24 protein-coding genes, 1 tRNA gene and 2 pseudogenes are annotated in these 26,902 nt (G+C 63.2%); 10 read left to right on the top strand and 17 right to left on the bottom strand.

All coding sequences use genetic code 11. The features are described 5' to 3' along the window. Positions 1-10: 10 nt before the first annotated feature. Positions 11-1,771, top strand: a complete 1,761-nt coding sequence (locus ACQ6S1_RS05860; RefSeq protein ID WP_445040193.1) for a HoxN/HupN/NixA family nickel/cobalt transporter — start codon at positions 11-13, stop codon at positions 1,769-1,771. Positions 1,772-1,866: 95 nt separating this feature from the next. Then, entirely contained in the window at positions 1,867-2,913 is a 1,047-nt protein-coding gene (hemH, locus tag ACQ6S1_RS05855; protein WP_445040192.1) for a ferrochelatase, read from the top strand. Positions 2,914-2,919: 6 nt separating this feature from the next. Here hemH and ACQ6S1_RS05850 read toward each other — a convergent pair whose 3' ends face one another. Next, positions 2,920-4,170, bottom strand: a complete 1,251-nt coding sequence (locus ACQ6S1_RS05850) for a multidrug effflux MFS transporter (RefSeq protein ID WP_445040191.1) — start codon at positions 4,168-4,170, stop codon at positions 2,920-2,922. A 304-nt stretch (positions 4,171-4,474) separates the two neighbouring features. Between ACQ6S1_RS05850 and ACQ6S1_RS05845 the strand changes: the two genes are divergently transcribed. Further along, the gene (locus ACQ6S1_RS05845; protein WP_445040190.1) at positions 4,475-6,016 is read left to right on the top strand and encodes a sensor domain-containing diguanylate cyclase; all 1,542 of its coding nucleotides are present in this window, start codon (positions 4,475-4,477) and stop codon (positions 6,014-6,016) included. A 12-nt stretch (positions 6,017-6,028) separates the two neighbouring features. Here the strand turns inward: ACQ6S1_RS05845 and ACQ6S1_RS05840 are convergent, their stop codons facing one another. The 11 genes from ACQ6S1_RS05840 to ACQ6S1_RS05790 form a co-directional block, all read right to left on the bottom strand. After that, positions 6,029-7,156 carry an MFS transporter gene (locus ACQ6S1_RS05840; protein WP_445040189.1) on the bottom strand — a complete coding sequence of 376 codons (1,128 nt, stop codon included), beginning with the start codon at positions 7,154-7,156 and terminating at the stop codon, positions 6,029-6,031. Then, on the bottom strand, positions 7,153-7,305 hold the full coding sequence (ccoS, locus tag ACQ6S1_RS05835) for a cbb3-type cytochrome oxidase assembly protein CcoS (RefSeq protein ID WP_445040188.1): 153 nt from the start codon (positions 7,303-7,305) through the stop codon (positions 7,153-7,155). Before ccoS ends, ACQ6S1_RS05840 begins: the two co-directional genes overlap by 4 nt. After that, positions 7,306-9,543, bottom strand: coding sequence for a heavy metal translocating P-type ATPase (locus tag ACQ6S1_RS05830; RefSeq protein WP_445040187.1), 2,238 nt, complete (start codon positions 9,541-9,543; stop codon positions 7,306-7,308). 3 nt (positions 9,544-9,546) lie between these two features. Beyond that, a complete protein-coding gene (locus tag ACQ6S1_RS05825; RefSeq protein WP_445040186.1) occupies positions 9,547-10,068 on the bottom strand; it encodes a FixH family protein in 522 nt (173 codons plus the stop codon). Positions 10,069-10,070: 2 nt separating this feature from the next. Next, a complete protein-coding gene (ccoG, locus tag ACQ6S1_RS05820; protein WP_445040185.1) occupies positions 10,071-11,561 on the bottom strand; it encodes a cytochrome c oxidase accessory protein CcoG in 1,491 nt (496 codons plus the stop codon). A 109-nt stretch (positions 11,562-11,670) separates the two neighbouring features. Continuing rightward, positions 11,671-11,916, bottom strand: a complete 246-nt coding sequence (locus ACQ6S1_RS05815) for a hypothetical protein (RefSeq protein ID WP_445040184.1) — start codon at positions 11,914-11,916, stop codon at positions 11,671-11,673. Positions 11,917-11,945: 29 nt separating this feature from the next. Beyond that, the gene (gene ccoP, locus ACQ6S1_RS05810) at positions 11,946-12,830 is read right to left on the bottom strand and encodes a cytochrome-c oxidase, cbb3-type subunit III (protein ID WP_445040183.1); all 885 of its coding nucleotides are present in this window, start codon (positions 12,828-12,830) and stop codon (positions 11,946-11,948) included. Positions 12,831-12,833: 3 nt separating this feature from the next. Continuing rightward, positions 12,834-13,031, bottom strand: coding sequence for a cbb3-type cytochrome c oxidase subunit 3 (locus ACQ6S1_RS05805; protein WP_445040182.1), 198 nt, complete (start codon positions 13,029-13,031; stop codon positions 12,834-12,836). Positions 13,032-13,034: 3 nt separating this feature from the next. Next, positions 13,035-13,769 carry a cytochrome-c oxidase, cbb3-type subunit II gene (ccoO, locus tag ACQ6S1_RS05800; protein ID WP_445040181.1) on the bottom strand — a complete coding sequence of 245 codons (735 nt, stop codon included), beginning with the start codon at positions 13,767-13,769 and terminating at the stop codon, positions 13,035-13,037. 14 nt (positions 13,770-13,783) lie between these two features. Further along, positions 13,784-15,412: a cytochrome-c oxidase, cbb3-type subunit I gene (gene ccoN, locus ACQ6S1_RS05795; protein ID WP_445040180.1), complete on the bottom strand. Its 1,629-nt coding sequence runs from the start codon at positions 15,410-15,412 to the stop codon at positions 13,784-13,786. 149 nt (positions 15,413-15,561) lie between these two features. Further along, positions 15,562-16,257 carry a helix-turn-helix domain-containing protein gene (locus ACQ6S1_RS05790; protein WP_445040179.1) on the bottom strand — a complete coding sequence of 232 codons (696 nt, stop codon included), beginning with the start codon at positions 16,255-16,257 and terminating at the stop codon, positions 15,562-15,564. A gap of 129 nt (positions 16,258-16,386) precedes the next feature. On the opposite strand from ACQ6S1_RS05790, the gene ACQ6S1_RS05785 reads away from it, so the two are divergent. The 3 genes from ACQ6S1_RS05785 (at position 16,387) to ACQ6S1_RS05775 (ending at position 18,953) form a co-directional block, all read left to right on the top strand. Then, positions 16,387-17,877: a PAS domain S-box protein gene (locus tag ACQ6S1_RS05785; protein ID WP_445040178.1), complete on the top strand. Its 1,491-nt coding sequence runs from the start codon at positions 16,387-16,389 to the stop codon at positions 17,875-17,877. Further along, on the top strand, positions 17,867-18,493 hold the full coding sequence (gene fixJ / locus ACQ6S1_RS05780) for a response regulator FixJ (RefSeq protein WP_445040177.1): 627 nt from the start codon (positions 17,867-17,869) through the stop codon (positions 18,491-18,493). The genes ACQ6S1_RS05785 and fixJ overlap by 11 nt, the downstream gene beginning before the upstream one ends. A gap of 82 nt (positions 18,494-18,575) precedes the next feature. Continuing rightward, positions 18,576-18,953 carry a response regulator transcription factor gene (locus tag ACQ6S1_RS05775; RefSeq protein WP_445040176.1) on the top strand — a complete coding sequence of 126 codons (378 nt, stop codon included), beginning with the start codon at positions 18,576-18,578 and terminating at the stop codon, positions 18,951-18,953. A gap of 39 nt (positions 18,954-18,992) precedes the next feature. Here the strand turns inward: ACQ6S1_RS05775 and ACQ6S1_RS05770 are convergent, their stop codons facing one another. Continuing rightward, entirely contained in the window at positions 18,993-20,123 is a 1,131-nt protein-coding gene (locus tag ACQ6S1_RS05770; RefSeq protein ID WP_445040175.1) for a L,D-transpeptidase family protein, read from the bottom strand. A gap of 186 nt (positions 20,124-20,309) precedes the next feature. Here ACQ6S1_RS05770 and ACQ6S1_RS05765 point away from each other — a divergent pair, with 186 nt between their 5' ends. From ACQ6S1_RS05765 to ACQ6S1_RS05750, 4 genes and pseudogenes are all read left to right on the top strand, one after another. Next, the gene (locus ACQ6S1_RS05765) at positions 20,310-20,654 is read left to right on the top strand and encodes a cupin domain-containing protein (RefSeq protein ID WP_445040174.1); all 345 of its coding nucleotides are present in this window, start codon (positions 20,310-20,312) and stop codon (positions 20,652-20,654) included. Positions 20,655-20,724: 70 nt separating this feature from the next. Then, positions 20,725-21,366, top strand: a pseudogene (locus ACQ6S1_RS05760) (protein-L-isoaspartate(D-aspartate) O-methyltransferase); the annotation flags it as partial. 760 nt (positions 21,367-22,126) lie between these two features. Next, complete coding sequence (locus ACQ6S1_RS05755) at positions 22,127-23,056, top strand: hypothetical protein (protein ID WP_445040173.1); 930 nt, start codon at positions 22,127-22,129, stop codon at positions 23,054-23,056. A gap of 593 nt (positions 23,057-23,649) precedes the next feature. Continuing rightward, positions 23,650-24,279, top strand: a complete 630-nt coding sequence (locus ACQ6S1_RS05750; protein ID WP_445040172.1) for a recombinase family protein — start codon at positions 23,650-23,652, stop codon at positions 24,277-24,279. Positions 24,280-24,543: 264 nt separating this feature from the next. On the opposite strand, the gene ACQ6S1_RS05745 is transcribed toward ACQ6S1_RS05750, so the two are convergent. The 4 genes and pseudogenes from ACQ6S1_RS05745 to cpdR form a co-directional block, all read right to left on the bottom strand. Next, a complete protein-coding gene (locus ACQ6S1_RS05745) occupies positions 24,544-25,980 on the bottom strand; it encodes a site-specific integrase (RefSeq protein WP_445040277.1) in 1,437 nt (478 codons plus the stop codon). Between the two features lie 45 nt (positions 25,981-26,025). Continuing rightward, positions 26,026-26,163: pseudogene (locus ACQ6S1_RS05740) on the bottom strand (DUF6538 domain-containing protein); the annotation flags it as partial. 87 nt (positions 26,164-26,250) lie between these two features. Further along, positions 26,251-26,325: transfer RNA gene (locus tag ACQ6S1_RS05735), tRNA-Val, on the bottom strand. Between the two features lie 85 nt (positions 26,326-26,410). Then, on the bottom strand, positions 26,411-26,773 hold the full coding sequence (gene cpdR / locus ACQ6S1_RS05730) for a cell cycle two-component system response regulator CpdR (protein ID WP_445040171.1): 363 nt from the start codon (positions 26,771-26,773) through the stop codon (positions 26,411-26,413). Between the last annotated feature and the right edge of the window lie 129 nt (positions 26,774-26,902).

Genomic DNA, 26,902 nt, shown 5'->3' with positions numbered 1-26,902 from the left:
GGACGTGTTCATGACCGCGCGCATCCTGTCTCTCCTGGTTCTGCTGTGCCTCGGCTTTGCCGCCGAACCGGCGCATGCCCACCCCCATGTGTTCGTGACGGTGCGGGGGACGGTGGATTATGCGGAGGGGCTGCCGCGCGCGATCCGCTATGCATGGCGGTTCGACGAGATGTTCTCGGCCTATGCCACGCAGGGGCTGGACGCGGACGGAGACGGCAAGCTTTCGCGTGAGGAACTGGGCGAACTGGCGCAGATCAACATCGATTCGCTGCGGGAGTTTGATTATTTCACCTTTGGCAAAGCGGGACCGGAGCCTGTGGTCTTCAATCCGCCCAGGGATTACTGGCTGGAGCATGACGGCACGGCGCTGACGCTGCATTTCACGCTGCCGTTGGCCGATCCGCAGGAGGCGACGCGCGAGGCGTTTACCGCCGAAATCTACGATCCAACCTATTTCGTGGCCTTCGCCTTTCCCGAAGGAGAGGCCGTGACCCTGGCGGGCGCGCCACAGGAATGCCGGCTGCGCGCGGATGGACCGAAGGAGCTGCCGCAGGCGTCCGCGGCGACGCCGTTGACCGAAGACGACTTCAACCTGATGGACGGGCCCCTGGAAATCACCGAAGAGGCGGTGAACAGGCTGGCCGTGCGCTGTGGCGATGGGCCGGAGGTGGCGGCCGCGCCACCCGCGTTGGCAGGCGACACCTCGGGCACGTTGACCGCCGAGGACCGTTCTCTTGAGGCCCCGGCCGGGAGCAAGGGCACAGACGTGGCTGCGCGCGTGAATCAGGCGCAGGATCTGGCGCAGGCGCAGCAGAACGAGGCGGAGCAGGCGGCCCGTGCGCAGCCGCAGACGTCCTCCGGTTCGGCCGGCGCTTTGGGCGCGTTCGGCCTGGGGCGGCCGGACGGGGCCGGCGGCGAGGTGCCGCGCACAGGATTCTTCGGCTGGATCGCACAACAGCAATCCGCCTTTTATCAATCCATGTCGCAGGCGCTGCTGCGGGCCAAGACCGATGGTTCGGCCTTTGCCCTGCTGGCCGGGTTGAGCTTCGCCTATGGCGTGTTCCATGCTGCCGGACCGGGCCACGGCAAGGCGGTGATCTCGTCCTACCTCGTCGCCACCGGGGAGACGCTGCGGCGCGGGGTGTTGATCTCGTTCGCCGCCGCGATGGCGCAGGCGCTTGCGGCCGTGCTGATCGTTGGCATATTGGCGGGCATTGTCGGCATCACCAGCCGCGAAATGGGCATTGCCGCCTGGTGGCTGGAACTGGCGAGCTATGTGCTGATCGCAGGGGTGGGCGCGAACCTGATCCTGCGGCGCGGCCGCGCCCTTCTTGCCTGGTGGCGCGGCGAGGCCGTGGCGCATGACCACGTCTGCGGCGACGATTGCGGCCATCAGCATATGCCCGGGCCGGAACAGCTCGGCGGCGGCGAATTCGGCTGGAGGCGTGCCGCCCTGGCGGTGCTGGCCGTTGGCCTGCGGCCCTGCACGGGCGCCTTGCTGATCCTGGTGTTCGCGATGGCGCAGGGCATGGTGTGGGCGGGTGTGGCCGCCACGTTCGCCATGGCGGTGGGCACGGCTTTGACCGTGTCGGCCATCGCGGTTCTTTCGGTCTCGGCCAAGGGGCTGGCGCTGCGGCTCGCGGCCGGCACGTCGGGGGATGCCGGCATCGGTGTGGGACGCGGGCTGGAAATGGCCGCGGGATGCGCCGTTCTGGCCTTCGGGCTCGCCCTGATGACGGGCCAACTGGCCGCCGGGACGCCGATGGGCTGATGCGAACGCGCGGGCGTGCCGCATAACCCCGCATGGCGCAAAGGCAGGAAGCGACCTAAATAGGCCTATTCCTACGCCCGCCTCCTCAGGATGCCATGCCCAAAGACCCGTCTCGCGCCATCCGCCTGCCCGCCGATCATGCGCCGGTGAAGGCCGGAAAGATCGGCGTTCTCATCGTCAATCTCGGCACGCCGGACGGCACCTCCTATTGGCCGATGCGGCGCTATCTGAAGGAATTCCTTTCGGATCGCCGCGTGATCGAGACATCGCGGCTGATCTGGTGGCCGGTGCTGAACCTGATCGTGCTGACGAAGCGGCCGGGCCCGAAGGGGCATGACTACGCGACGATCTGGAACAATGAGCGCGATGAGGGGCCGCTGAAGACCATCACCCGCGCGCAATGCGAGAAGCTGTCCGCGCGCATGGCCGATCTCGGCGAGGACGTGGTGTTCGACTGGGCCATGCGCTACGGCAACCCGTCCATCGCCTCGCGCATCGACGCCCTGCACGCGCAGGGCTGCGAGCGGCTTCTGGTGGTGCCGCTCTATCCGCAATATGCGGCGGCGACGACCGCGACCGTCTGCGACAAGGTGTTCGACAAGCTGAAGACCATGCGCTGGCAGCCCATTCTGCGTGTGGCGCCGCCCTGGCACGACGATCCGGTCTATATCCGGGCGGTGAAGGGCTCGATCGAGGACCATCTGGCGACGCTGAACTGGACGCCCGACGTGATCCTGTCGTCGTTCCACGGCGTGCCGAAATCCTATCTGGAGAAGGGCGACCCCTATCATTGCCATTGCGCCAAGACGTGGCGGCTGCTGCGCGAGGAAATGGGGCTGGATGAGAGCCGGCTGAAAATGAGCTTCCAGTCGCGGTTCGGGCCCGAAGAATGGCTGCAGCCCTACACCGACGAGACGGTGACGGCGCTGGCGAAGAGCGGCGTGAAGAACCTTGCGGTGGTGACGCCGGGCTTCACGGCGGATTGCCTGGAGACGATCGAGGAAATCGGCGTGGAGAACGCCGGCTATTTCCACGACAATGGCGGCGTGAACTTTGCCGCCATCCCCTGCCTCAACGACACCGAGCGCGGCATGGACGTGATCGAGACGGTGACGCGCCGCGAGCTGATGGGCTGGGTGTAAGGCCCGTCAGACCGGCGACACTGGCGGGAGAGGGCGCTCGGTGCTGCGAAACAGCACGCCCTTTTCCGCGATCAGCACCATGACCAGTGCCATCAGCCCGCACAGCGAGAAGCCGAGGGTGAGCGGCAGAATGGTGCCGTCGAAATGCTGGCCGACATAGAAGCCGATCAGCGCGCCGCCCGTGGTGGAGATGAAGCCCTGCACGGAAGAGGCCGTGCCCGCCACATGGCCGAGCGGCTGCATGGCCATGGTGCCGAAGTTCGACACAATGAGGCCGAAGCAGAACATGGTGCCGGCCTGAAGGATGGCGAAGCTCCACAGGGTTTCGATGTCGGTGAACGCGAAGACGGCGTTTGCGACCGAGAAGGCGATGAAGCCGAACAGCGCAAGGTGCGAGACCTTGTGCGTGCCGAAGCGGCCGACGACCTTCGAATTGAGGAACGAGGACAATGCCATGAAGACCGCGATCAGCGCGAAGATCGTGGTGAACAGGTTCGAGGCGTGGAACACGTCTGCGAAGATCTGCTGTGCCGAATTGATGAAGCTGAACAGGCCGCCTAGCATCATGGTCATGGCAAGATTGTAGCCCAGCGCGGTGCGGTTGCTGAACGAGGCCGCGAAGGCGTGCGTGACGCCCTTGAAGGAAATCGGCACCCGGTTTTCCGGATGCAGCGTCTCGGGCAGGCGCAGCGTCATCCACACCAGCACGGCGAGGCCGAACAAAGTGAGGAAGCCGAAGATGCCGCGCCACGGCACGACGAGCATGATGATCTGGCCGAGTGAGGGCGCGAGGATCGGCACCGCCAAGAACACGATGAACGACAGCGACATGACGCGCGCCATCTGGCGACCGGAATAGCAATCGCGCACTACGGCCACGACGAGCACGCGCGTGGCGGCCGAGCCGAGGCCCTGCGCGATTCGGGCCATCATCATCATTTCGAAGCTGGTGGAGAAGGCCGCGACGATCGAGGCGATCACATAGATGGACAGGCCGATCGTCAGCATGCGCTTGCGGCCGAAACGGTCGGCGAGGGTGCCGTAGACGATCTGCGCCGAACCGAAGCCCAGCAGATAGGCGGTGACCACCCATTGCCGCTCGTTCTCGGTGGCGATGCCGAGCGCGTCGCCAATCGCAGGCAAGGCCGGCAGCATGGAATCGATCGCCAGCGCATTCACGGCCATGAGGGCCGCGATGAGCGAGACGAATTGCTTGAAGCCCATGCCGGGATGGGGGCTGGCAGCCGGAACGGTCATTGAATGCACTGGTTCTCGAAGCCCGCACAGGGCGATCGCGCGCAGGCGTGAAGCGCGGGAGCGGAGGGCGGCAAATCTGGATGGCCATCGTCTAGCCCAATCCTTGCGGCCGCACCACCTGCTCTTTGGTCGGGCCCGCCCGGCGGCCGACGAAGGGTCAGACTTTTGGTCGCGCCTCCAGCGCCTTTCAAGCACGAAACCATGCCCTACAAACCGCTCGAATCCGTCCGGATACGAGGACGGATCGTTCATGAGTCTCGCGTTAGCATCGCGTGCCGCTGGCGCTTTGTCGGGAAGATCAGGCTTGGACACCTCCACCGGGAATTTGGGACAGGCCGTCAAGAATTCACTTGTCCGGCGCGTGATCATGTTCGTCGTCGCGGTCTGCCTTATCATCGGCGGCCTCGAGATCTGGTGGGCGTGGTCGCAACGCCAGGAAACCATTCATCAGGCACAGACCTCGACGGCCAATCTCGCGCGGTCGTTGACGCGGCATGCCGAAGACACGTTCGAAATGGCGAGCCTGCTGGTGTCCAGCGTGATCGACACGATGAGCGACGAGGAGATGACGCCGGAATTCGTGATCTTTCTTCAGCGGATGATGCGTAATCAGGTTGCGGTGTCGCCGCGCATCCGGGGCGTCTTTGTGTTCGACGCCAGCGGGAACCGGATCACCACGTCGCTGCGGAACCCTTCCGCGATGACGAACAGCAGCGACCGGGATTATTTCGAGTACCACCGCACCAATCCCGATCCCGGCATTCTGATCGGGCCCCCGGTGCGCAGCCGCGCCGAAGGGCAATGGATTCTGACGGTGACGCGGCGCTTCAACAAACCCGATGGTGCGTTCGGCGGTGTCGTGCTCGCCAGCATCAATGTCAGCTATTTCTCCGATTTCTACCGCGAATTCGACGTCGGGCAGGAGGGTAGCATCGCGCTGCTCGACACGAGCGGAACGCTGCTCTCGCGCTATCCGCTGGTCGAATCCGAGGTGGGTACGAGCCGGGCGGGGACCGATCTGTTCCGCAAATATCTGGTCCAATCTCCGGCTGGTTCCTACGATTACACCTCGATGGTGGACGGGATCAAAAGGCTGAGCGGCTATCGGAAAGGCGAGCGCTATCCGCTGGTCGTGGTGGCGGCCGTGGGCCAGAACGAGATCCTTGCGCCGTGGCTGAGATCGTTTGCCGTGCGGACGGGCACGGTGATGCTGTTCATCGTGCTGCTGGCCCTTCTGGGCGTGCGGCTGGCCGGCCAAATCCGGCTTCGCGAGAAGGCCGAGGCGAATTTCGAGCACCTGGCGGCGACGGATGGCCTGACCGGCCTTTCGAACCGTCGGACCTTCGACGAGCGCCTCACCGCCGAATGGGCGAGAGCCGCGCGGGATGGAAGCGTGCTGTCGCTGCTCCTGCTGGACGTCGATCATTTCAAGGCGTTCAACGACCGCTACGGTCACCAGCAGGGCGACGATGCGCTAAGGGCCGTTGCCGGAGCCTGCGCACGAACCGTGCTCCGCCCGGGCGACCTTGCGGCGCGTTACGGGGGCGAGGAGATCGCGATCATTCTTCCCGGTACCGATGGAAAGGGTGCGGCCATCGTGGCCGAGCGCATGCGGGCCGCCGTTCAGGGGCTGGGCCTGAAGCATGAGGGCAATCCGCGCGAGGGCGTGGTGACGGTGAGCGTGGGATGTGCGAGCCTTCAGCCGCCGCGCGGCAACCCGACGATGACGGCGAGTGCCATCGTCAGCATGGCCGACCGGGCGCTCTACGAGGCCAAGCTGCAGGGGCGCAATCGGTCGGTGTCATCGACGCAGATCCTCGCCATGACGGGGCCGAAGATCGCCTGAGACGGCGCAGGGCTAGGAAAACAGCGCGCCCATCGCCAGAACGGCGGCGAGAGCGGCGAGAAGGCAGAGCGCGTCGTGGCCGGCGAGCATCCACGCGGAAGGTCGGCCGGAGGCGTGCAGGGCCATGGTGGCTCCGGCGACCGCGAACGACCAGCCGGCGCCCACCAGGGCCAAAGCGAGCGCGAAGCCGAACACCTGCTGCGAGAGGTTTATGCCGATAGCGCCCAGAACGGCCATCACAAGGCCGGTGGCGGCCAGCGGCATCGCTCCGGCGAAGCGTGCGAGCGCGGGGATGGCGAGTGACGGTGCGTACATGGCCAGAAGATGCCAGGCGACGAGCCCGGCGACGCCGCCCGCCGCGATGCCGCAATCGATCATCGCAAGCGGTGCGTGCGCCATGCTGGCGTACATGATGGCCCAGGCCGGCGCGGAGATCGCGATGGCTTTCCACAGCGCGCCTGACAGCGCGCGCGGGCGTTCCTCGGTCTGGAGGCTGACGGGCGGCGCGGGGATGGAAACGGCGAGCGACAGGGCCGCGATCTGCACCGCGGCCGCCGCAAAGGCCGTGCCGACGAGGAAATAGGGGGCGGCCAGGGCTTCCGCGAAGGTGGCGATCCACGGACCGACGAAGGCTGCGAGCAGGCCGGCGCCGAAGATGATGGCGGTGGACGCGGGTGCGCCGCCGGGGCCGAGCGCCGCGGCATGGCGATAGAACAGGCCGAAGCCCTGCGCGATGCCCAGCCAGAACGCGCCGAGGCACAGCAGGACGAAGCGCTGCTCGACCAGCGCGAACGACAGCATAAGCGCGCCGGCGAGGCCCAAGGATGCGCCGAGCGCGAACGCGGCGCGACGGCCGAAATGATCCAGCAGGAGCGAGGCCGGGAGGGTGGCCGCGACCGCGCCGACGAGCATTGCGGCGAAGGGCAGGCCGACCAGGCCGGGGGATGGCGCGAGCTGAGCGCCGGCCAATGGCAGGATGCCGAAGACGAGCGCCTGCGCGAGGACCGCGAGCCCGAAGCCGAGGGCGAGCGAAAGGAGGCCGGGCTGGCGCCAGGGGCGCTCGCCGGGCGTGACATCCTCGCCGCAGAAACAGGCCAGATGGCCGGCGCGCGCGAGTGCATTGCCCTCGAAGGCGCTCATTTCTTTTCGAGATCGTCGTCCGACAGCACGCGCACGGCCGCGCCGTCGAGGTCGTCATACTGGCCGCTGTTCAGCGACCACAGGAACGCGGCGAGCCCGAGCAGGCCGAGGCCGAGCGCGGCGGGAACGAGGTAGATCAGGACGTCCATTTAGGCACCTGCCGTTGCTGGGCGCAGGGGCGCGGCTGGCGTCTGCGGCGCAGCCTCGCGTGGCGGAAGGGAGGAGCCGGTGCGGGCGCGCAGCGCATTGACCGTGACGAGGATGGACGAGCCGGACATCGCCAGAGCCGCGATGAGGGGCGTGACGTAGCCGCAGACCGCCAGCGGAATGGCGATGAGATTGTAGATGACCGCGAGCCAGAGATTGCTCTTCATGAGTGCGCGGGCTTTCGAGGAAATGCGCACGGCCTGCACGAGCGGCGTGAGACGATCGCCCAGGAAGACTGCGTCGGCATGGGCCTGGGCGATATCGGCTGCGCTGATCGGCGAGACCGAGACATGGGCGGCGGCCAGAGCGGGCGCATCGTTGATGCCGTCACCGACCATCAGAACCTTGCGGCCTTCGGCCTTCAGTGCGTCGAGGCGGGCGATCTTGGCGGCCGGGTTCGCAGCGCCCGTCCAGGCGTCGATGCCGAGTTCGGCGGCGATGGGCGCGACCGCCGAAGGCCGGTCTCCGGACAGGATTTCAAGCCGCAGGCCACGCTGGCGAAGCGCGGCGACGGTGAGAGCGGCGTCCGGGCGCAGGGCCTGGCGGATTTCGAGGAGCGCGCGGCTGTCGCCATAACTGACCGCCACGATGGAGGAGGTGCTTGCGTATCCGGTGCCCGCCGTCATGCCGCAAAAAGCGGGGCTGCCGAGGCGCGCTTCGATGCCGCCGATGAGGGTGCTGACGCCGGCGCCGCTTTCTTCCGTCACATCGTCATAGGGCGTGCGCTCGCGGCCCTCGGCGGCAATTGCCGCAGCCAGGGGATGATGGCTCGACAAAGCGAGGCGGGCGGCGACCGCCAGCAACACCGGATGCACGTCGGGGGCGTTGGCGACGCGCGGCTCCGGCAGGGTCAGCGTGCCGGTTTTGTCGAACACCACCATGTCGATCTCGGCGAGCCGTTCGATGGCATCGCCGGCATTCAGGAAAACGCCGCTGCGGAACAGCGCGCCCGACGCCACCATCTGCACGGCCGGCACCGCGAGCGCGAGCGCGCAGGGGCAGGTGATGATGAGCACCGAAATGGCGGTGATGATGGAATAGTGCAGGCCCGCGCCGCTGAGATACCAGCCGATAAGGGTCAGGAAGGCCGTGGTGTGGACGACCGGCGCGTACATGCGGGCGGCGCGATCGGCCAGCCGCACATAGCCCGAGCGGGCGCTGGAGGCGCGCTCCAGGAGCGTCTCGATCTCGGTCAGGAGCGTCGCGGTGCCGGCGGCGACGACGGAGACCCGCAGCATTCCGGCATGGTTGATGGTGCCGGCATAGACCATGGCATCGGGGCCGATCTGGCGCAGCGCCGTTTCGCCGGTGATGAGGCTTTCGTCGATCTGGGACGAGCCGGTAAGGACGCGGCCGTCGACTGGAATGCGCTCGCCGGGGCGCACGGCGACTTCGTCTCCCGCGGCCAGCGCCGCGACGGGAACGAGGACGAGATCGCCCGCCGGGCCAAAGCGATGGGCGACATCGGCCTTGAGTGCTGCGAGATTGCCCGCGACGGCGCGCGTGCGCCGGCGCATGGCATGATCGAGATAGCGGCCGCACAACAGGAAGAACAGCAGCATCACGGCCGAGTCGAAATAAGCGTGCCGGGCGTGGTGCAGCGTCTCGAACACCGACATGCCGAGCGCCAGAAGGACGCCGAGCGAAATCGGCACGTCCATGTTGAGGCGGCCCTTGCCCAGGGCCGCGATGGCACTGCGGAAAAAGGGCTGGCCGGCATAGCCCGCCGCGGGCAGGGCAATGAGCGCCGACAGCCAATGGAAGAAATCGCGCGTCTCGGGGGTGATGTCGGTGACGTTGCCCGACCAGACCGAGACCGACAGCAGCATGATGTTCATCATGGCAAAGCCGGCCACGCCCAGGCAGCGCAGCAGCCATTGGGCATGGCGCTGCTCGTCGTCCTCGGCGCTGCGGGTCTCGAACGGGTGAGCGCGGTAGCCACGCTCGCGCAGCCGGGCGACGATCTCCGCAGGATCGAGCTCGTCGCCGATCCATTCCACGACGATGCGATGGTTGGTGAAATTCAGGCGGGCACGGCGAAGGCCCGGCAGATCGGCCAGCGCTCCCTCGATCTCGCCGATGCTGGCGCGTGAGGCCACGCCTTCGACCGCGAATTCGACACGCGCCAGCCCCTCGCTATCGCGCGTGACGAAGACGGAAAGATCGAGCGCTTCGGCCATGAGCTATTTCAGGATGATGCGCGAGGTGGAGCGGAACATGCGCTCGCCGTCCCGGCTGAAATCGAGCCGCAGATTCCATTGCCCGGCATTGGCCTGCGTGGCGCCGACGAAGATGCCGGGCGCCGTTTCGGCAAGAGCAAGGGAATGGTCGTTGCGGGCATCGGTCGGATGCAGCAACCGTACATCCGGCGCGAGGCCCGCGATGGGTTGACCATCCCTGTCGTGAAGCTCGACGCGGATTTCGGCCGTGCCCTGAGCCGGATAGCGCACGTCGGCATCGACCTTCCAGCCCCGCGCAGCCTGGGCGCGGGCGGCCTCTTCCTCGGCCTTGAAGGTGAGCCCGGCCTTGTAGGAACTCTCGGTCTCGACCCCGCCGAATGTGGAGACGGCGAAGCGGGCCATGATGATGTTGACGCCGATGACGGTTCCGAAAAAGGCAATCAGCGTGAACAGCACGAAGCGGCCGGTGATGCGGAACCCGGCGGGTTCCGCATCAGAGAGACGGGCAGGGATCCGGGTCGGCATGTTCAGGGCCCCTTGAAGAAGTCTTTGGCGACGGCTTCCTGTCCCCGGGCGCCTTCCACCGGGGTGACGTTGATCGTGATCGGCAACGATGCCTGGGCCGGCAGATCGCCGCGATGCGCGGTCACGAGGACGCGCACCTCACGGGTCTGGTCGGAGCCGACATCGATCACCGGACGGCCTTCATCGAACGCGACATCGCCGATGATTTCAACCCGTGCATTGGGCACACCCTGGACCGTGAGGGCGAAGCGGCTGGCCAGCAATTCCTTGTTCAGCACGCGCACCGTGTAGGCGTTGCGGATGGAGCCGTCGGCGAGCTGCACGTAGATCGGGTTGCGATCGTGCAGGACGTTGACGCCCGTGGTGCTGCGGGTGCCGAGCGCGGCAAGCATGATGCCGGCGACGAGAGCGATCAGCGCCGCATAAAGGATGGTGCGCGGCCGGATGATCTTGCGGATCTCGGGCTTGCCTTCCTCGCGGCGGCGCACGTTGAGATCGTTGTCGTAGGCGATGAGGCCGAGCGGACGTCCGATCTTGGCCATCACATTGTCGCAGGCGTCGATGCACAGGCCGCAATTGATGCAGGCGAGCTGCGGGCCGAGGCGGATGTCCACACCGGTGGGGCAGGTGTTGACGCACTGCATGCAGTCGATGCAATCGCCGGCCGGCAGGCCCTGGCCGCGCAGGGCGAGCGACTTCTTGAGGGATTCGCGCGGCTCGCCACGATCATAACGATAGGTGACGTTGAGCGCGTGTTCGTCGGTCAGCGAGGCCTGGATGCGTGGCCACGGGCACATATAGGTGCAGACCTGTTCGCGCATGTGGCCGGCGAGGAGATAGGTCGTCGAGGTGAGGATGCCGATCCACATCCACACCATCATGGAGGCCTGGAACGTGGCCAGCTGATAGACCAGCGTGGGCGCGTCGGCGAAATAGAGCACCCAGGCGCCGCCGGTCCACCACGCGATGGCGAGCCAGATGGTGTGCTTCAACGTGCGGCGGGCGATCTTGCCCGCGGTCCAGGGGGCGGCCTCGAGCGCCATGCGCTGGCGGCGGTCGCCCTCGACCAGCCGCTCGACCCACATGAACAGGTCCGTCCACACCGTCTGCGGGCACAGATAGCCGCACCAGATGCGGCCGGCGACGGCGTTCATGAGGAACAGGACGAGCGAGGCGATGATGAGCAGGCCGGTGATGTAATACACCTCCTGCGGCCAGATCTCGATGAAGAAGAAGTAGAAGCGGCCGTTCGTCAGATCGACCAGCACCGCCTGATCGGGCGCGGTCGGGCCACGATCCCAGCGGATGAACGGCAGGATGTAATAGATGCCGAGCGTGATCGCGAGCAGCGCCCATTTGATGGTGCGGAACTTGCCGCGGACGCTCTGCGGGAAAATCTTGGTGCGGGGCGCGTAGAGCACCTCACCGCTCTCGGAGACGGCAGCGGTCTTGTCGGTCTTGTTGCGATGGTCGATTACGATCGTCGTCGACATCTGGCAAGGAACTCCGGAGCCGGAGTTCCCACGCATCCAAAAGCGGATGGAATGGGGCCGGCATTGAAGGGTTCTAGCTTCAACGCCGGCCTGCGTATGTTCCGGAGAACTACGGAAGGGGCTCGTCCGGCTTCTTTTCACCCGTGACGGGCGAGCGCCGGTGCATGACGACGTATTTCTTCGCGATGTAGTGCGAGATCGGCCAGGTCACGAGGAACGAGACGAAGGCCCAGGGATACATCACCTCAAAGCCGAAGCGCTCGGTCAGCTCAGGGTAGGTCAGGATCATGATGGTGCCGAAGCCGAACAATACGGCCCAGGCCATCATGTGCACGAGAACGCTGATCTTCCACATAATTCACCCGTTCGCGTTTCGCGTCTTGATCACTGGCCGCCACCGAGGCTGTGAACATAGACGGTGAGAGCCTTGATGGTCTGGTTGTCGAGGCGGTCGCCCCAATGGGGCATCACGCCGCCGCGGCCGGTGAACACCGATTGATAGACCTGGGCGCGGTCGCTGCCGTAGAGCCAGATCGCGTCCGTCAGGTTCGGCGCGCCGAGCTCGGCATTGCCCTTGCCCTCATCGCCGTGGCAGGCAACGCATTGCTCGCCGAAGATTTCGCGGCCCCGATCGAGGTTTGCGCCTTCCGGCACGTCGAGCTTGGCCAGCGAGCGGACGAAATCGGTGACCGCTTCCAGATCCTCGCGCGGCAGGATCGCGTCGCGGCCGAAAGCCGGCATGTTGTTCACACGCGCTTCCTCGGCGCCCGAACGGATGCCGTGGCGCAGCGTGTATTCGATGTCTGTGAGCGTGCCGCCCCAGATCCAGTCGTCGTCGTTGAGGTTGGGATAGCCCGGGCTGCCCGAGGCGCCGGTGCCGTGGCAGGGGGCGCAGTTCGTGGCGAAGGCGGCCTTGCCCTGTGCCTGAGCGAAGCCCAGCAGATCGGGCGAGGCGACGACATCGTTGAGCTCGGCCGAAGCCAGCTGGGCGCCGAGCTCGCCGCGCGTGACGTTCAGCTCGTTCAGCTGCTCGACGACGTCGGTGCGGGAGCTCCAGCCGCTGATGCCGCGCGTCGCATCGGTGAGCAGCGGCCACGCCGGATAGAGGATCCAGTAGCCGATGGCCCAGACGATGGTGGCGTAGAACGTCCACAGCCACCAGCGGGGGAGCGGATTGTTGAGCTCGCGGATGCCGTCCCATTCATGGCCGGTATCGGCGACGCCCGTGGCGGGATCGACCTGCGCTTGGTGCTTGTCGTGATCGGCCATGACCTATTTGTCCTTGTTCGCCGGCCGCCGGGCCGCGTCAGTGTAATCGTCCTCGTCGAGCGGAATGCGGGCGGCCCGATCGAACATGCCCTTGCGCGAGGGGGACAGCGCGTAGATCACGACGCCTGCGAAGCCCACGCAGAAGAGGACGAGGCCCCAGGTCTGCGCAAAATGGGCGAGAGCGTTGTAGGTGTCAGCCATGGATCACCTGATGTTCGCCTGGTCGTCGTAGAGCTCGAAGTCGACCAGGGTGCCCATCATCTGCAGATAGGCGATCAGGGCGTCGGCTTCGGTCACGGCGCTGGAATTGGCGTCGAAATCGCGGATCTGAGCCTTGGGATAGCGGGCCAGCAGAGCCTCGGCATCCTCGGCATCGTTGGTGGCCTGGGTGCGGATATCCGCGGCCGCATTGTCGATCATTTCCTGCGTGTAGGGCACGCCCATCAAGGCCTGGGTGCGCAGGTCGGCCGCGATCTTGGTGGCATCCAGCGGCGTTCTGGCGAGGAAGCCGTAGGCCGGCATGATGCTGCCCGGAACGATCTGGCGCGGATCGTCCAGATGCTCCTTGTGCCATTGGTCGGAATATTTGCCGCCGACACGGGCGAGATCAGGCCCCGTGCGCTTCGAACCCCATTGGAACGGGCGATCGTAGAGGCTTTCCGCCGCCAGCGAATAATGGCCGTAGCGTTCGACCTCGTCGCGCAGCGGGCGGATCTGCTGCGAGTGGCAATTGTAGCAGCCCTCGCGGACGTAGATGTTGCGGCCGGCGAGTTCGAGCGGCGAATAGGGCCGGATCCCGTCGACCTTCTCGATCGTGTTCTTCAGGTAGAAGAGCGGAGCGATCTCGACGAGACCGCCGATGGAGATCACCAGAAGGATGCCGATGAGAAGAAAGCTGGAGTTCTTCTCAAGGACGGCGTGCTTGTTCCAGACGGACATGATGGCTTCTCTTCTTACTCGGCCGGAACGAGGGCGGGTTCGGTGACGTCTTCTTCAGCCGTCTCGACCATGCGGATCGTCATGAAGACGTTGTAGGCCATGATGAGACCGCCGATCAGGAACAGCACCCCGCCGAGAGCGCGGATGATGTAGAAGGGGTGCATCGCCTCGACGCTCTCGATGAACGAGTATTCGAGGAAGCCCAGCGCCGTGTAGGAGCGCCACATCAGGCCCTGCAGGATGCCCGACACCCACATCGCGGTGATGTAGAGGACGATGCCGAGCGTCGAGACCCAGAAGTGCCAGCTGACGAGCTTGAGCGAGTAGAGCTCACGCTTGTTCCACAGCCAGGGAACCAGACAGTAGATGGCGCCGAAGGAGATGTACGCGACCCAGCCGAGCGCACCGGAATGCACGTGACCGATGGTCCAGTCGGTGTAATGGCTGAGCGAATTGACCGCCTTCACCGACATCATCGGGCCTTCGAACGTGGCCATGCCGTAGAAGGCGACCGAGACCACGAGGAGACGCAGGACCGGATCGGTGCGCAGCTTGTCCCACGCGCCGGACAGCGTCATCAGGCCGTTGATCATGCCGCCCCACGAGGGCATCCACAGGATGATCGAGAAGGTGGCGCCGAGCGTCTGCGCCCAATCGGGCAGCGACGTGAAGTGCAGGTGATGCGGGCCGGCCCAGATGTAGATGAAGATCAGCGCCCAGAAATGGATGATCGAGAGCCGGTACGAATAGACCGGGCGATCGACGCGCTTGGGGATGAAGTAATACATCAGGCCGAGGAAGCCGGCGGTGAGGAAGAAGCCGACCGCGTTATGGCCGTACCACCACTGGACCATGGCGTCCTGAACACCCGACCACAGGATGTAGGATTTGGGCGAGAACAGCGAGACCGGGATGGCCGCGTTGTTGACGAGGTGCAGCACCGCAATGGTGACGATGAAGGCGAGGTAGAACCAGTTCGCCACGTAGATGTGCGGCTCGGTGCGCTTTGCGAGCGTGCCGACGAACACCAGGAAATAGGTGACCCACACCGCCGTCAGGAAGAGGTCGGTGTACCATTCGGGCTCGGCGTATTCCTTGCCCTGGCCGATGCCCATCAGATAGCCGGTGGCGGCGATGACGATGAAGAACTGATAGCCGAGCGCGACGAACCAGGGCGACAGATCGCCGGCGAGGCGGGCGCGCGAGGTGCGCTGCACGACGTAGAAGCTCGTGGCGATCAGCACGTTGCCGCCGAAGGCGAAGATGACGGCGGAGGTGTGCAGCGGCCGCAGGCGTCCGAACGAGGTCCAGGGCAGGCCGAGATTGAGATCGGGGAAGGCGAGCTGGAAGGCGATGATGACGCCCACCAGGAAGCCGGCGATGCCCCAGAACAGCGCCGCGATGGTGCAGAATTTCACCGGGCCGAAATTGTAATTGGGGCGACCGTCGATGAATTGCGCGGGCGGATCGCCCGCACGGCTTTGGTAGCGATTGATGATGGCGAAGGTCGCCGCGACCGATGCCGCGGCGAACAGATAAGCGTGGAAGGCGTATTCCGCCGTCCACGCCTTGGCCGCGACCACGATGGCGAAGACCGCGAACAGGCCGAAGAAACCGGCTAGCCCGAATTCTCCGCCAGTCATTCGCTTCTGTTGAGCGATCACGTGCGCCATATTTCCACAGCCTTCTCGTACAGCATGCCTCGAATGTGCGTGTGCCCCATGCACATCCGAGGGGCCTTGATTTAAATCAATTCTAAAGCCGGTTTCGACACTTTTCCGGCTTCGTAATTCTACTGACCCATCTTCTCAATCATCGGCCGGTTGCTCAACTCCACGCAGCGGGAATTCCGCAGGGCGATGATGCCGTTGCGCTCGAGCTGGGTCAGGGTGCGCGAAACGGTTTCCACAGTCAGGCCGAGGTAATCGGCGATGTCCGAGCGCGGCATCGGCAATTCCACCAGATTCTCATCCTGGCCTTCGCTGCGCCGGGCCATTTCCAGAAGGAAGGCTGCGATGCGCTCGCTGGCGGTCTTGCGGCCGAGCAGGAGCATCTGGGCGCGGGCGCGCTCCAGCTCCACGCAGGCGGCGAGCAGCAATTCCCGCACGGTTTGATCGTCCGCCATCTGCGGGTTTTCGACGTGGGAGCGCTCGATGGCCGCGACGGTGCAATCGGCCAGGGCTTCCGCGCGATGGCTGTAGACGGATGCGGTCTGAAGGCCGAACACGTCTCCGGGCAGATGGAAGCCGCTGACGAGACGGCGGCCGTCGCTCAGCGTCTTCACGCTCCGCACGGCGCCGGATACGACCCGGAAGATGAACCGGGCGGGATCGTTCTCGCCATGGATCTCTTCGTTGCGAAGAAAATGGACGACGGCTGGGCGGGACATTTTTTCGACACTTGGCGCTCGCGCGCGCTCCGTCCACACGCAGCCCTTCCAGCCATGTGCCTTGCGGTGCGTGATGTTTGCCGGGACGTGCGTGAGCACTCGACCTCTCCTGATGACAACACATCTGCTCTAGGGGTAGCAGGGCTGCCGTGACATTCGGGTGATGTGCGTACGTTGATTCACGTAGAAGACTTGGCCTCGTCCGGGTTCGCAGTTTAGAGACGTTCTGTGACCCCTGAATCCACCTCTCCGTCCGAACTTCGCCGCCGCAAATGGCTGAGCTATGCCTTCGCGGCGCTCATCATCGGCTGGGCCTTGCCTGTGCGCATCATGCTGGAGCCGGTGCTGGCCGACCGCGCGGAATTCCTGTTCTTCATCCCCGCCGTTCTGGTGGCGGCGATCGTGGGCGGGTTCGGGCCCGGGCTTTTCGCAACGGTGCTCGGCCTGCTGGCCGGCCTGACTCTCGGCGTGGGGGACGGCTTCAGCTGGGGCGATGCGCTGGACGCGATCGGGTTTGCGACGCTCGGCGCCGGCATCGCGCTGCTGGGCCAGCATTTCCGCACAGCCCGGCTGCAGGCGAAAGCGGCGGTGCAGGGCCTGCGCGAGCGCGAGGCGCATCTGCAATCCATCCTCGATACCGTGCCCGACGCGATGATCGTGATCGACGTGCGCGGCACGATGCAATCCTTCAGCAGCGCGGCGGAGCGCCTGTTCGGCTGGACCGCCGAGGAGGCCATCGGCCGCAATGTCAGCATCCTGATGCCGTCGCCCTATCAGGAAACGCACGACGCCTCGCTCGCCCGATACATGCAAACCGGCGAACGGCGCATCATCGGCATCGGCCGCGTGGTGGTGGGAAAGCGCAAGGACGGCTCGACCTTTCCCATGGAATTGTCGGTCGGTGAGATGGTGTCCGGCCATCGCCGCTATTTCACCGGGTTCGTGCGCGATCTGAGCGAACGGCAGCAGGCCGAGGCGCGGCTCCAGGAATTGCAGGCGGAGCTGGTGCACATTTCGCGGCTGACCGCGATGGGCGAGATGGCCTCGGCCCTGGCCCATGAGCTGAACCAGCCTCTGTCGGCCATCGGCAATTATCTGAAGGGGTCGCGCCGCCTGATCGATTCGGAACGCGATGCCGACCGGGACAAATTGCGCGGCGCGCTCGACAAGGCGGCCGACCAGGCGCTGCGTGCCGGCCAGATCATCCGCCGGCTGCGCGATTTCGTCGCGCGAGGAGAGACCGAGCGGCGCATCGAGAACCTGACCCGCCTGCTGGAAGAGGCGAATGCGCTGGCCTTGGTGGGCGCCAAGGAATATGGCGTGCGCGTCATCCTGGCTCTCGACCCCGTGGCCGATAATGTGCTGGTCGATAAGGTGCAGATCCAGCAGGTGCTGCTGAACCTCATCCGCAACGGGATGGAGGCGATGCAGGAATCGGAACGGCGCGAACTCACGCTGGCCAGCGTGCCCGTGGAGGACGATATGGTGGAGGTATCGGTGGCCGATACCGGCTCGGGCATCTCGCCGGAGATTGCGGCGGATCTTTTCCAGCCCTTCGTGACGACGAAACGGCAGGGAATGGGTGTGGGCCTCTCGATTTCGCGTACCATTGTCGAGGCTCATGGCGGGAAGATCTGGGTCGAGCAAAATCCCGGAGGGGGAACCGTGTTTCGCTTCACTTTGAGACGGGCCGTGCTGGAGAATTCGAATGCCGGATGATGCGATCGTTCATGTCATCGACGACGACGATGCCGTCCGGGAATCGCTGAGCTTCCTGCTCGACGCCTCCGGCTTCACGGCCAACGTCTATGAATCGGCCCCACTGTTTCTCGATGCGCTGGACGAGCATACGCGCGGCGTCATCCTGACCGATGTCCGCATGCCGGACATGACGGGGCTCGATCTGCTGCGCGAGCTGCGCGGGCGGGGCATCGATCTGCCCGTCATCATCATGACGGGACATGGCGACGTGCCGCTGGCCGTCGAGGCGATGAAGAGCGGAGCCGCCGATTTCCTCGAAAAGCCGTTCGACGACGAGCGCCTCGTCGCGTCGCTGACATCGGCGCTGGCCACGGATGCCGAGCATGAGGAACGGGCGCGCGAGCAGGCCGAGATACGCCGGCGCTATGAATCGCTGTCGGCGCGCGAATGCGAGGTTCTTGAGGGACTGGTGGTCGGCCATCCCAATAAAATCATCGCCTTCGAGCTAGGTATTTCTCCGCGCACGGTGGAGGTCTACCGGGCCAATGTGATGCAGAAAATGCAGGCCGGCAGTCTCTCGGAACTGGTGCGCATGGTGCTGCTGAACGGTCTGGTGCAGCCAAAACAGACTTGATGCAGGTCAAGGACAGAGCGCATCCTCGCCGGCATCGTGCTTGCCCATGTGGAACGATGCGATGACCGATGCAGCCAGTCCGATGATCGTCATCGTGGAAGACGATCCCGATTTGCGCAGTGCGCTGGCCTTTTCGACCGAGATCGACGGCTATCAGGTGCGCGCGTACGAAAGCGCCGAGGACCTCTTGCGCGCGAACGGCGCGGACGGGTCGGCGTGCCTCATCCTCGACCAGATCCTCCCCGGCATGAGCGGCCTTGCCTTGGCGCAGCATCTGCATGCGGCGGGCGTCGAGGTGCCGGTTATTTTGATGACGACCGCGCCCGGCCTCACCCTCCAGAGCGAGGCGGCGTTGGCCGGTCTCGTGATCGTGGAGAAGCCGCTGCTCGGCAACGCGCTGATCGAGGCCGTGCAATCGGCGTTGGCGACGCACCCGCACATCACCGACCGGGCGAGCTGAGGTTCGCCGGAAGGGGCAGGAACGCCGCCGGCGCCGTCCTCAATCGAGTGCTGTCAGGTCGACCTTGCCGTCGATGAAATCCACAATGACGCCCGCGGCCACGAGTTTCACCAGTTCCAGCGCATCGAAATTGGCGAGCCGCACGCAGCCATGGCTGTTGGTCTTGTCGATCTTCGATGGCTCGGGGCTGCCGTGGATGCCGTAGGTGGGCTTGTCGAGCCCGATCCAGACCATGCCGACCGGGTTGTTGGGCCCTGGCGGCAGCCGCAGCGCCTTCGTGTTGTTGCCCTGCTGGAAATTGACCTGCGGACGGTACCAGTAATCCGGGTTGACGGCGATGGCGCCGACCACATGGGTGCCGGTGGGCGAGGGCAGGTCCGAGCTGCCGATCGTGGCCGGATAGGAAACGACGAGCCGGTTATCCTTGTCATAGCCGAACAATTGGCGCCGCTCCTTGTCGGCGACGATGCGCGCAACCTTGGTTTTGGCATTCGGGCCGACATTCGCGACGATGATGGTGGAGCCCGCGACATTCAGGTCCACATCCGGATTGAGGGCGCGCAGGAAGCCCTCGTCCATGTGGAATCGCTCGGCGAGCAATTCGGCCGCGTCGCGATAGGACAGGCCCGGCAGCGCGGCCATCTCGGCGTAATCGTGCGGCATTTCGGGCACGAAGGGGCCGGCCACGTCTTCCTCGGTGATTTCGTAAGTGACGAAGGCGTCCTCCGTGCCCTGCGGTGCCAGCCGGCTCCACAATTCGCGGTCGAGAATGCCGTCCTCGCGCAGGCCGAACATGCGCTCCGCGGCGAAGATGGCCTTGCCGACATTGCCGCCGTTCAAACCGTCGATGACGCCGGGCGAGGCATGGGCGCGGTCCAAGAGGACCTGAAGCTTGGCCATCCGGGGATCGCGCTTGCCACGGCGGAAGGGCTCCTCGCTGAACACGGCCGTGTTGGCGGACAGCACGAACTCGCCGGGATCGGCGACGGGCTCGGATCGGGGCTGAGCCCTCACCGGCGCGGCCGGCACGGGCGCCGCGACCGGTGTCTCGGACTGCAATTGCAGTGCGATGGGGTCGTCGGCGAAATCGGACGTCTCGGCATGGGCTGTGGCAAGGCCGACGATCAGGACGCCGGCCGATACGGGGACGAAGCGAAGGAATTTCGGCACGCTGGAGGTCTCCGCGGCGCACGTGCAGCCGCGCCCTCCATGACGCGCGAAGATGATAAACACGGGCTTAACAAGTGCCTCAGATCGGCACGGAATCGACCGCGGGAACGGGACATGCCGGAGTTGAGCCTAGGCGCAGGCCGTGGCACGGCTTCGACGGCAATTCAGCGAAAGGAGCCGACCGACATGGCCTTGCAGCATGCAAATCCCGGAGACATCGTCTCGCTGCGTCCGCTGGGCAGCGAACTGACCGCCGCGAAGACAGCGGCGCTCGTCAAGACGGAGCATTTCGAGGCGGTGCGCCTCGTCGTGCGCGCGGGAACCGAGATCCCCACCCATCAGGTGCCGGGCAACATCACGCTGCACTGCCTCGAGGGGCGCATCGCGTTCGGCCTCGCGGACAAGATTCTCGAGATGAGCGTCGGCGACTGGGTCTATCTCGAGGGTGGTGCGCCGCATTCGCTGCGCGGGATCGAGGATGCCACCCTGCTGCTGACGATCCTTCTGCCGGCTGCGACGCAGGGGGAATAGACGGCACGCCCAGCCTTGAAACAGGTTTCCGGCAAATGCGTTGTCCGATCTCAACCGGACGGAGCGAGAGATGGTCGATCCCGTTCGTGCCCGCGAGCGGATGGTGGAGACGCAGATTGCCGGCCGCGGGATCTGCGATCGGAATGTGCTCGACGCGATGCGCGTGGTGCCGCGTGAGATGTTCGTCGATCCCGAATATGCGCAATTCGCCTATGACGATTGTCCGCTGGCGATCGGCGCGGGGCAGACGATCTCCCAGCCTTACGTGGTGGCGCTGATGATCGCCTCGGCGGAGGTCAAGGCGGGCGAGCGCGTGCTCGATGTGGGGACGGGCTCGGGCTATTCGGCGGCGGTGATGAGCCGGATTGCCGGGCGCGTCCATGCCATCGAACGGCATGCCTCCTTGGCGGAGGCAGCGCGGGTGCGGCTCGACACGCTGGGCTATCGCAACATCGATCTTCGCGTGGGCGACGGTTCGCTCGGATGGCCCGAGGCGGCGCCGTTCGACGCCATTCTCGTGGCGGCGGCAAGCCCGGACGTGCCTGTGGCTCTCAAGCGTCAATTGTCGATCGGCGGGCGGCTCGTCATTCCCGTCGGGCCGGACGAGCGCCAGCAGAATCTCCGGAAGGTGATGCGGACGGGCGAAGACCGTTTCGAGGAGACGGATATTGGTGGCGTCAAGTTCGTGCCGCTGATCGGGGCGCAGGGATGGCGCGGTTAGACATACGATCCCGCGGAAGAGTGCCCAAAAGTCGGTATGTTGCTCAGACCTCACGGGAGGAGGTAGGTAACTTGCTGATTTATAAGGAGGAAAATGGTGGGCGATACTGGGACATCCACCACTCTCCCTCTGCCAATGACCCTGCAACGGACGCGCGAGCAAGTCTGCCTCAAGATGTCTCACCCGCATGCCACAACGCAAGGTTTTGTTTCGCTTTTGCGTATTAGGAAGTTCTGCTACAGCGCACCGAAATGGTGGATGATCGATTTGACCTCTAGTGACGCTTCAATCTTCGCGGAAGCTCCTCTGCCCGAAGGGTGTCCCCCCAATGAGGCCTGTTGCCTCACGACGGAGGTGATCCGGCTCGTGGCTGCAAATCCCCCGACCGCAGAGGACTTCAAATCACACGCAGCGTTAGGCATTCCGATGAGAGGCGATAGTTCATCGTGCTCATGGGCTTCTTGTTCAGTTTTCGTCTCAGAACAAAAACTAAGCAAGCTACCTAGGATCCGGTCAAAGGGATACCTTGCCTACTTCACGATTACTGAAGAGTCCGGAATGTGCCTTCAGAAGAAGGCGCACATAGATCTTTGGATGTATGCCTCTTTTGAGCCCTTGAAAGCGATCACGCGCGTCGTCGAAAGGTCCAACAATGGCTAGACGATGGTCAAAGCACGCGAAGCTGGTCCAGACTTTGGTGTTCTTTGATGGGCCACAGTTAGCGCTATTCGAGACAGGCGCTGGCCTTAAGATGCTTGCGTTGGCGGTTGGTGAACCGGGGCAGGAGAACCGCTTTTTCGGATGCGAGATCACTGCAAAGGCTTTTCGCGCCTATAAGAATGGTCGGATCGACCTGAACTTTGTGTTCAAACATTCTACTGGGCGACGTCACTATGTGATGAATTGGTCCGAGATGGACGACAATCATCAGCTATCGATTAAGAAGGCCAGCGAGAAAGAGGTTTTAGATCTCGCAAACTATCCTGACCGAGGCTTTTTTGAAGAGGATCATACCGAAGAGTGGCTTACGGCTACAGCGCCATCGGCTACGAAGCGGTTCAACATCGACGGGCGCTGGGAAGCGAATGACTTCTCTAGGTTCTACAACAAGATCGGAGATATTTACTCCTTCCTGTCCATCGTCGAGGATCTCGAGAGCCCAGATATAGGAGTTGATGAGAGGCGCGCCATCATGGCGGCGCTTACATCTCCAACTTGGAGGGGCGGAGGGAGCTATACTGGCTTCTATGCTGAGATTGCGAATAGAGCGCAGGAAATACGGCCTCTACGAGTCTCCGGCATTGCGTATCACTCTCCGGGACACATCGATGTGCAGGGACGGGCTACCGTCTTTGATGAAATCAACCAAGTGTCTCGCGCCTTCACTCTTGAGTACGACAAGATCAAAAAGTTGTATTCAGGTCTAGCTTCGATTCTAACCCGTGATGGTATGCGTTCGTCGGACAAAGACCGCAAGTTTTCTTCAGAAGCCATAAAGAATCAGGCTTTGAAAGTCGCTTTCGATTTAGCTCTAGCTATGAAGGTCAACCATACCGCGGAGCTTCTAGCAGCGTGTGGGGGGAATGCTGCCATCTTTGCCAAGGTAATCCTGTCCTACTATCGCAGGTTGCGCGATCTGCACGATTTTCAACAACAGGGGCGTCTGACTATAGTCGAGTAAGCTAACCTTGTCTGAAGATTATTGCGCTTGTTTGAGCGCAAGTCAGCGCGATCAGTTCACAGCGACGAAATTTTTCGCGGAGGCTTCTAGTGCTTGGCATGGCGATATGTCCCCCATGCCCCCGCCGCAATCTTGCAAGCTATTCAAGCGCTGGATGCATGTCGCTTACCGCTAGGCCGGCTCGGGAGATCTGACGAAGGGGGGAGGGGCAGTCCGCTTCGTAGATGGAACAAACGTTCTGGGCAGGCTCTACAATCACCGCTCAATGCATCGACGGGTAACATAACCTCAGAGATCGTTGGCTAATCCTCAGATCCTCCACTGTTAAATCATCGTTTCAGATGGTGCCTCAGTGGGGGGTAAGGGGGGCAGGATACATACCAACTCATACATCTCGGGGTAATATATATACTCATTAGTTCAGTTCATGGCTTGAGCTACGCAATGATGCTGCTCTAGCGCATCGGCTTAGGTACATAAGAGTATACCCCTGCGTACATAGAGGATGAAGCCGATTTAGCGTACGTTAGAGTTGACATTGATCATACGTACAGGCATCTCTGTGGTCATCACCCTATCGGACACCAATCGGCATGGCTACAATCCTCTACGCAAGGGTCTCCACTCTAGAGCAGACCATTGAGCATCAAGCTGCACATGCAAGGGCTGCAGGATTCGTTATCGACAAGATCCTACAGGATGAAGGCGTATCCGGCGTCACGTTGAAGCTGGCAGATCGCCCGCAGGGCAAGCGACTCTATGATCTCCTACGGGGCGGAGACACGCTCGTAGTCCGCTGGATCGATCGGCTAGGGCGCAACTACTCGGACGTGTGCGAAGCCATCCGGCATTTCATGGATCGCGGCGTTATCATTCGGACTGTGATCAACAACATGACTTTCGATGGCTCTACCAAAGAACCAATGCAAATGGCTGTGCGTGACGCACTGATCGCGTTCATGGCTGCAACCGCTCAGGCTCAGGCGGAAGCTACTAAGGAAGCTCAGGCGGCGGGCATCGCGTTCGCGAAATCTGCTGAGAAGTACAAGGGGCGTAAGCCAAGCTATAGCCGCACTGAATACGCGCTGGTGCAGGATCTGTTGGCGACGGGCAGTGGCGCCAGTGCTATAGCCGCTGAAACGGGACTGACCCGCCAGACCGTGCTGCGGATCCGAGATCGCCCCGAACAAGCTGCAGCGGCTCTGGCTGCTTGGGGGATGTGACGCTCGGCGGCTGTCAAACGCGCTGAGAGCGCCACTGGCGGGCAATAGCGTACCTACAGGAGGATTGGATGTTCTGCCGCTCTCCTGCCCCTGTGACGCTACCGGTCCGGTTGTAGCTACCCGACGCCAAGGCAGGCAACAGGAGTTCTGGCAGGAAGCTGCGATTGGATTGGCTAGGAAGCTGCTGGGCGGCTTTTCACGCACCGGCCCTTGGCTTTCCTAGGTTGGAACCCTCCGGCCGCTAGAGGGTCCTTTCCGCCGGTTTTAGCAGTTCGCCCGAGTAGCTCCAGCATCGCTTCTAGGGATCTGATACGGAAGTTTGTGCAGAGCGTCCTGCAACTGTTGAACTGTGTATCCTTCGCCAAAGTAATGCTGCTGTGTAACTCCTCCACGAGTGTGGCCCACTATTGCTTGCACTATCGGCTGATCTATCTTGCTTTGAAGGAGTCGAGTGATGACAGTGTGTCTGAATGTGTGAAAAGAGACGCCCTTTTTCTTCAAGCCTAGCTCGTCTAAGAACTCGTCGTTCACCCATCGGCCCAATGAGCGACCCCAACCATTCTTAGGGTCATACGTCAGTCCGGGAAAAAGCTTCAGTTCCCCTGACGCGCGCCTCTCTTGCAGGAACTCGGAAAAGCCAAGCTCAATCAGCGAAGCGTGGACTGGCACAAGTCTTTTAGATGCAGCGTTCTTGAGCCTTTGATCCTCGCCTTCATCGGTTAGATCGAAACACAAGATCCTATCCTGTTCGCGAATGTCTTTTAGGCTGAGCTGCGCAATCTCGTTTAGTCGAGCTCCGGTGAACGCTGCGATCAGAGTTCCCCATTTGCGGTAAGGCTTCCCGGTCGGCTTGCTGATCAGCGTTGAGATGATCAAATCCATCTGATCGTTGGTGAAGGGTGGCTTGTTGCCTTCTGCCTTCCGATTCGCTCGAACAGCCATTCCGCTGAAGGGGTTCTCCGGCACGTATCTATTTTGCCGTGCCCACTCGAACATGCTGGAGAACGTCTGCAGATATTTGTTCAGCGTTTTAACGTCGATCTTATCTACGCCGGGAAGCTCTAGTGCCTCCTCAAGTGTGAGGCTCCGCGTGACGGGGTTCTTCATTCGATTAACCGGGTACTTCTTCAGCGTGTCCTTCACTCTTTGAACGCTGTCTGGAGTGAGCGCAGCAGCCTGAGCTTCTTGGCCGACAATCTCGTAGAGCAGCGCAAAATGCTTCTGCTTCTCGTCTAGAGTACGAGGTCCCCACTGTTTTCCGAGGCGATTTTCATCAACGAACCGCTGCACAAGTTCACTGATCGTTGGGCCTTCCGCATCCGGCACCGCTTGCGCCTCAGAAGCTGTTGTCTGAGCGTTGAAGCTGTAGGCGCTGAGAGAGCTGTTATAATCCAGCACAGCTTGGCAGTAGCTGCGGTAGCTGACAGCGAGCTCCCTGCTGAACAGCCCGTAGGCGCGTGAGCCAGGTTGCAGATCCAAGTCATACCGCTCTGCAAACGCTTTAATGATGGGCTCATCCGATTGCGCCAGAGATATTGATTCGCCCGTAGCTACCGCCTGCTCAGCAGTTTGTAAGCCATTCTGAACTGCTGTCAGATCGCTGCCCGAAAGAGGGCCACTCTCATCGATTCTCGATTTTTCCTCTTGCAGCAGGCGAGCGAAGTGCTCCTTCAAGACCTGACGTATGGCGTCGTACCGCATGCCGCTCGTTAGACCGCTCGAAGTTAGAATGTCTGCGGCGTAGCTCAGCCGTCTAGCTAAGCGCAATGCCGTCTTCGGCTCGCGTGTGCCCAATGAGATTTTCAGGAACGTGGTTTTAGCTTCAGGGTGGAGCGTCTGAGGCAGCCGCCACCTGAAATAGAAAACTCCATGCCGTGACAGCATGAGGAATGTAGGATTGAACAAGACATGTCCCCCAGAGATGTCCCACTCGACCGTCTCTGAGGCTAAGCCCTTGGTTCTTCAGGAAAATGGTGGGCGATACTGGGATTGAACCAGTGACCCCTTCGATGTCAACGAAGTGCTCTCCCGCTGAGCTAATCGCCCATTTTCCATTTTCAGGCTTCGGCAGCGCGGGTCCGTGCCGGAAGTTCGGCGGATATACCGAAGTGCGATCCGCTCCGCAAGCCGATTAAGCGGCCGCCAGCATCTTCTGCACCTCGTTGACGAGGTCGCGCAGGTGGAAGGGCTTCGACAGCACCTTGGCATCCTTGGGCGTATCGGAATCCGGGTTGAGCGCGACCGCGGCGAAACCCGTGATGAACATGATCTTGATGTCGGGGTCAAGCTCGGTGGCGCGGCGCGCCAGCTCGATGCCGTCCATCTCGGGCATCACGATGTCGGTCAGGAGCAGCTCGAACGGCTCTTCGCGAAGACGGTGATAGGCCGACAGGCCGTTGTCGAACGAGGCCACCGAATAGCCCGCATTCTCCAGCGCCTTTGCCAGGAAGCGGCGCATGTCATTGTCGTCTTCCGCCAGGATGATCTTGTTCATTTGCCGGTGCGCATGAGTTTGCGGGAAATGCGGGCCGCTTCATCCCATGATCGGGCCTTCGGGTAAACACCCCTCATGCGCGATGTGGACAAGCCTGTGATCCATCGGCACCATCGCGCGCATCGCCGT

Source organism: Terrihabitans aquatilis (assembly GCF_052542005.1).
This window is presented reverse-complemented; position numbering and strand designations above follow the sequence as displayed.

Coding starts and splice junctions, on each gene's coding strand:
- ACQ6S1_RS05860 (WP_445040193.1), top strand. CDS start 11: ATGACCGCGCGCATCCTGTCTCTCCTGGTTCTGCTGTGCCTCGGCTTT.
- hemH (WP_445040192.1), top strand. CDS start 1,867: ATGCCCAAAGACCCGTCTCGCGCCATCCGCCTGCCCGCCGATCATGCG.
- ACQ6S1_RS05850 (WP_445040191.1), bottom strand. CDS start 4,170: ATGACCGTTCCGGCTGCCAGCCCCCATCCCGGCATGGGCTTCAAGCAA.
- ACQ6S1_RS05840 (WP_445040189.1), bottom strand. CDS start 7,156: ATGAGCGCCTTCGAGGGCAATGCACTCGCGCGCGCCGGCCATCTGGCC.
- ccoS (WP_445040188.1), bottom strand. CDS start 7,305: ATGGACGTCCTGATCTACCTCGTTCCCGCCGCGCTCGGCCTCGGCCTG.
- ACQ6S1_RS05830 (WP_445040187.1), bottom strand. CDS start 9,543: ATGGCCGAAGCGCTCGATCTTTCCGTCTTCGTCACGCGCGATAGCGAG.
- ACQ6S1_RS05825 (WP_445040186.1), bottom strand. CDS start 10,068: ATGCCGACCCGGATCCCTGCCCGTCTCTCTGATGCGGAACCCGCCGGG.
- ccoG (WP_445040185.1), bottom strand. CDS start 11,561: ATGTCGACGACGATCGTAATCGACCATCGCAACAAGACCGACAAGACC.
- ACQ6S1_RS05815 (WP_445040184.1), bottom strand. CDS start 11,916: ATGTGGAAGATCAGCGTTCTCGTGCACATGATGGCCTGGGCCGTATTG.
- ccoP (WP_445040183.1), bottom strand. CDS start 12,830: ATGGCCGATCACGACAAGCACCAAGCGCAGGTCGATCCCGCCACGGGC.
- ACQ6S1_RS05805 (WP_445040182.1), bottom strand. CDS start 13,031: ATGGCTGACACCTACAACGCTCTCGCCCATTTTGCGCAGACCTGGGGC.
- ccoO (WP_445040181.1), bottom strand. CDS start 13,769: ATGTCCGTCTGGAACAAGCACGCCGTCCTTGAGAAGAACTCCAGCTTT.
- ccoN (WP_445040180.1), bottom strand. CDS start 15,412: ATGACTGGCGGAGAATTCGGGCTAGCCGGTTTCTTCGGCCTGTTCGCG.
- fixJ (WP_445040177.1), top strand. CDS start 17,867: ATGCCGGATGATGCGATCGTTCATGTCATCGACGACGACGATGCCGTC.
- ACQ6S1_RS05775 (WP_445040176.1), top strand. CDS start 18,576: ATGATCGTCATCGTGGAAGACGATCCCGATTTGCGCAGTGCGCTGGCC.
- ACQ6S1_RS05765 (WP_445040174.1), top strand. CDS start 20,310: ATGGCCTTGCAGCATGCAAATCCCGGAGACATCGTCTCGCTGCGTCCG.
- ACQ6S1_RS05755 (WP_445040173.1), top strand. CDS start 22,127: ATGCTTGCGTTGGCGGTTGGTGAACCGGGGCAGGAGAACCGCTTTTTC.
- ACQ6S1_RS05750 (WP_445040172.1), top strand. CDS start 23,650: ATGGCTACAATCCTCTACGCAAGGGTCTCCACTCTAGAGCAGACCATT.
- ACQ6S1_RS05745 (WP_445040277.1), bottom strand. CDS start 25,980: ATGCGGTACGACGCCATACGTCAGGTCTTGAAGGAGCACTTCGCTCGC.
- cpdR (WP_445040171.1), bottom strand. CDS start 26,773: ATGAACAAGATCATCCTGGCGGAAGACGACAATGACATGCGCCGCTTC.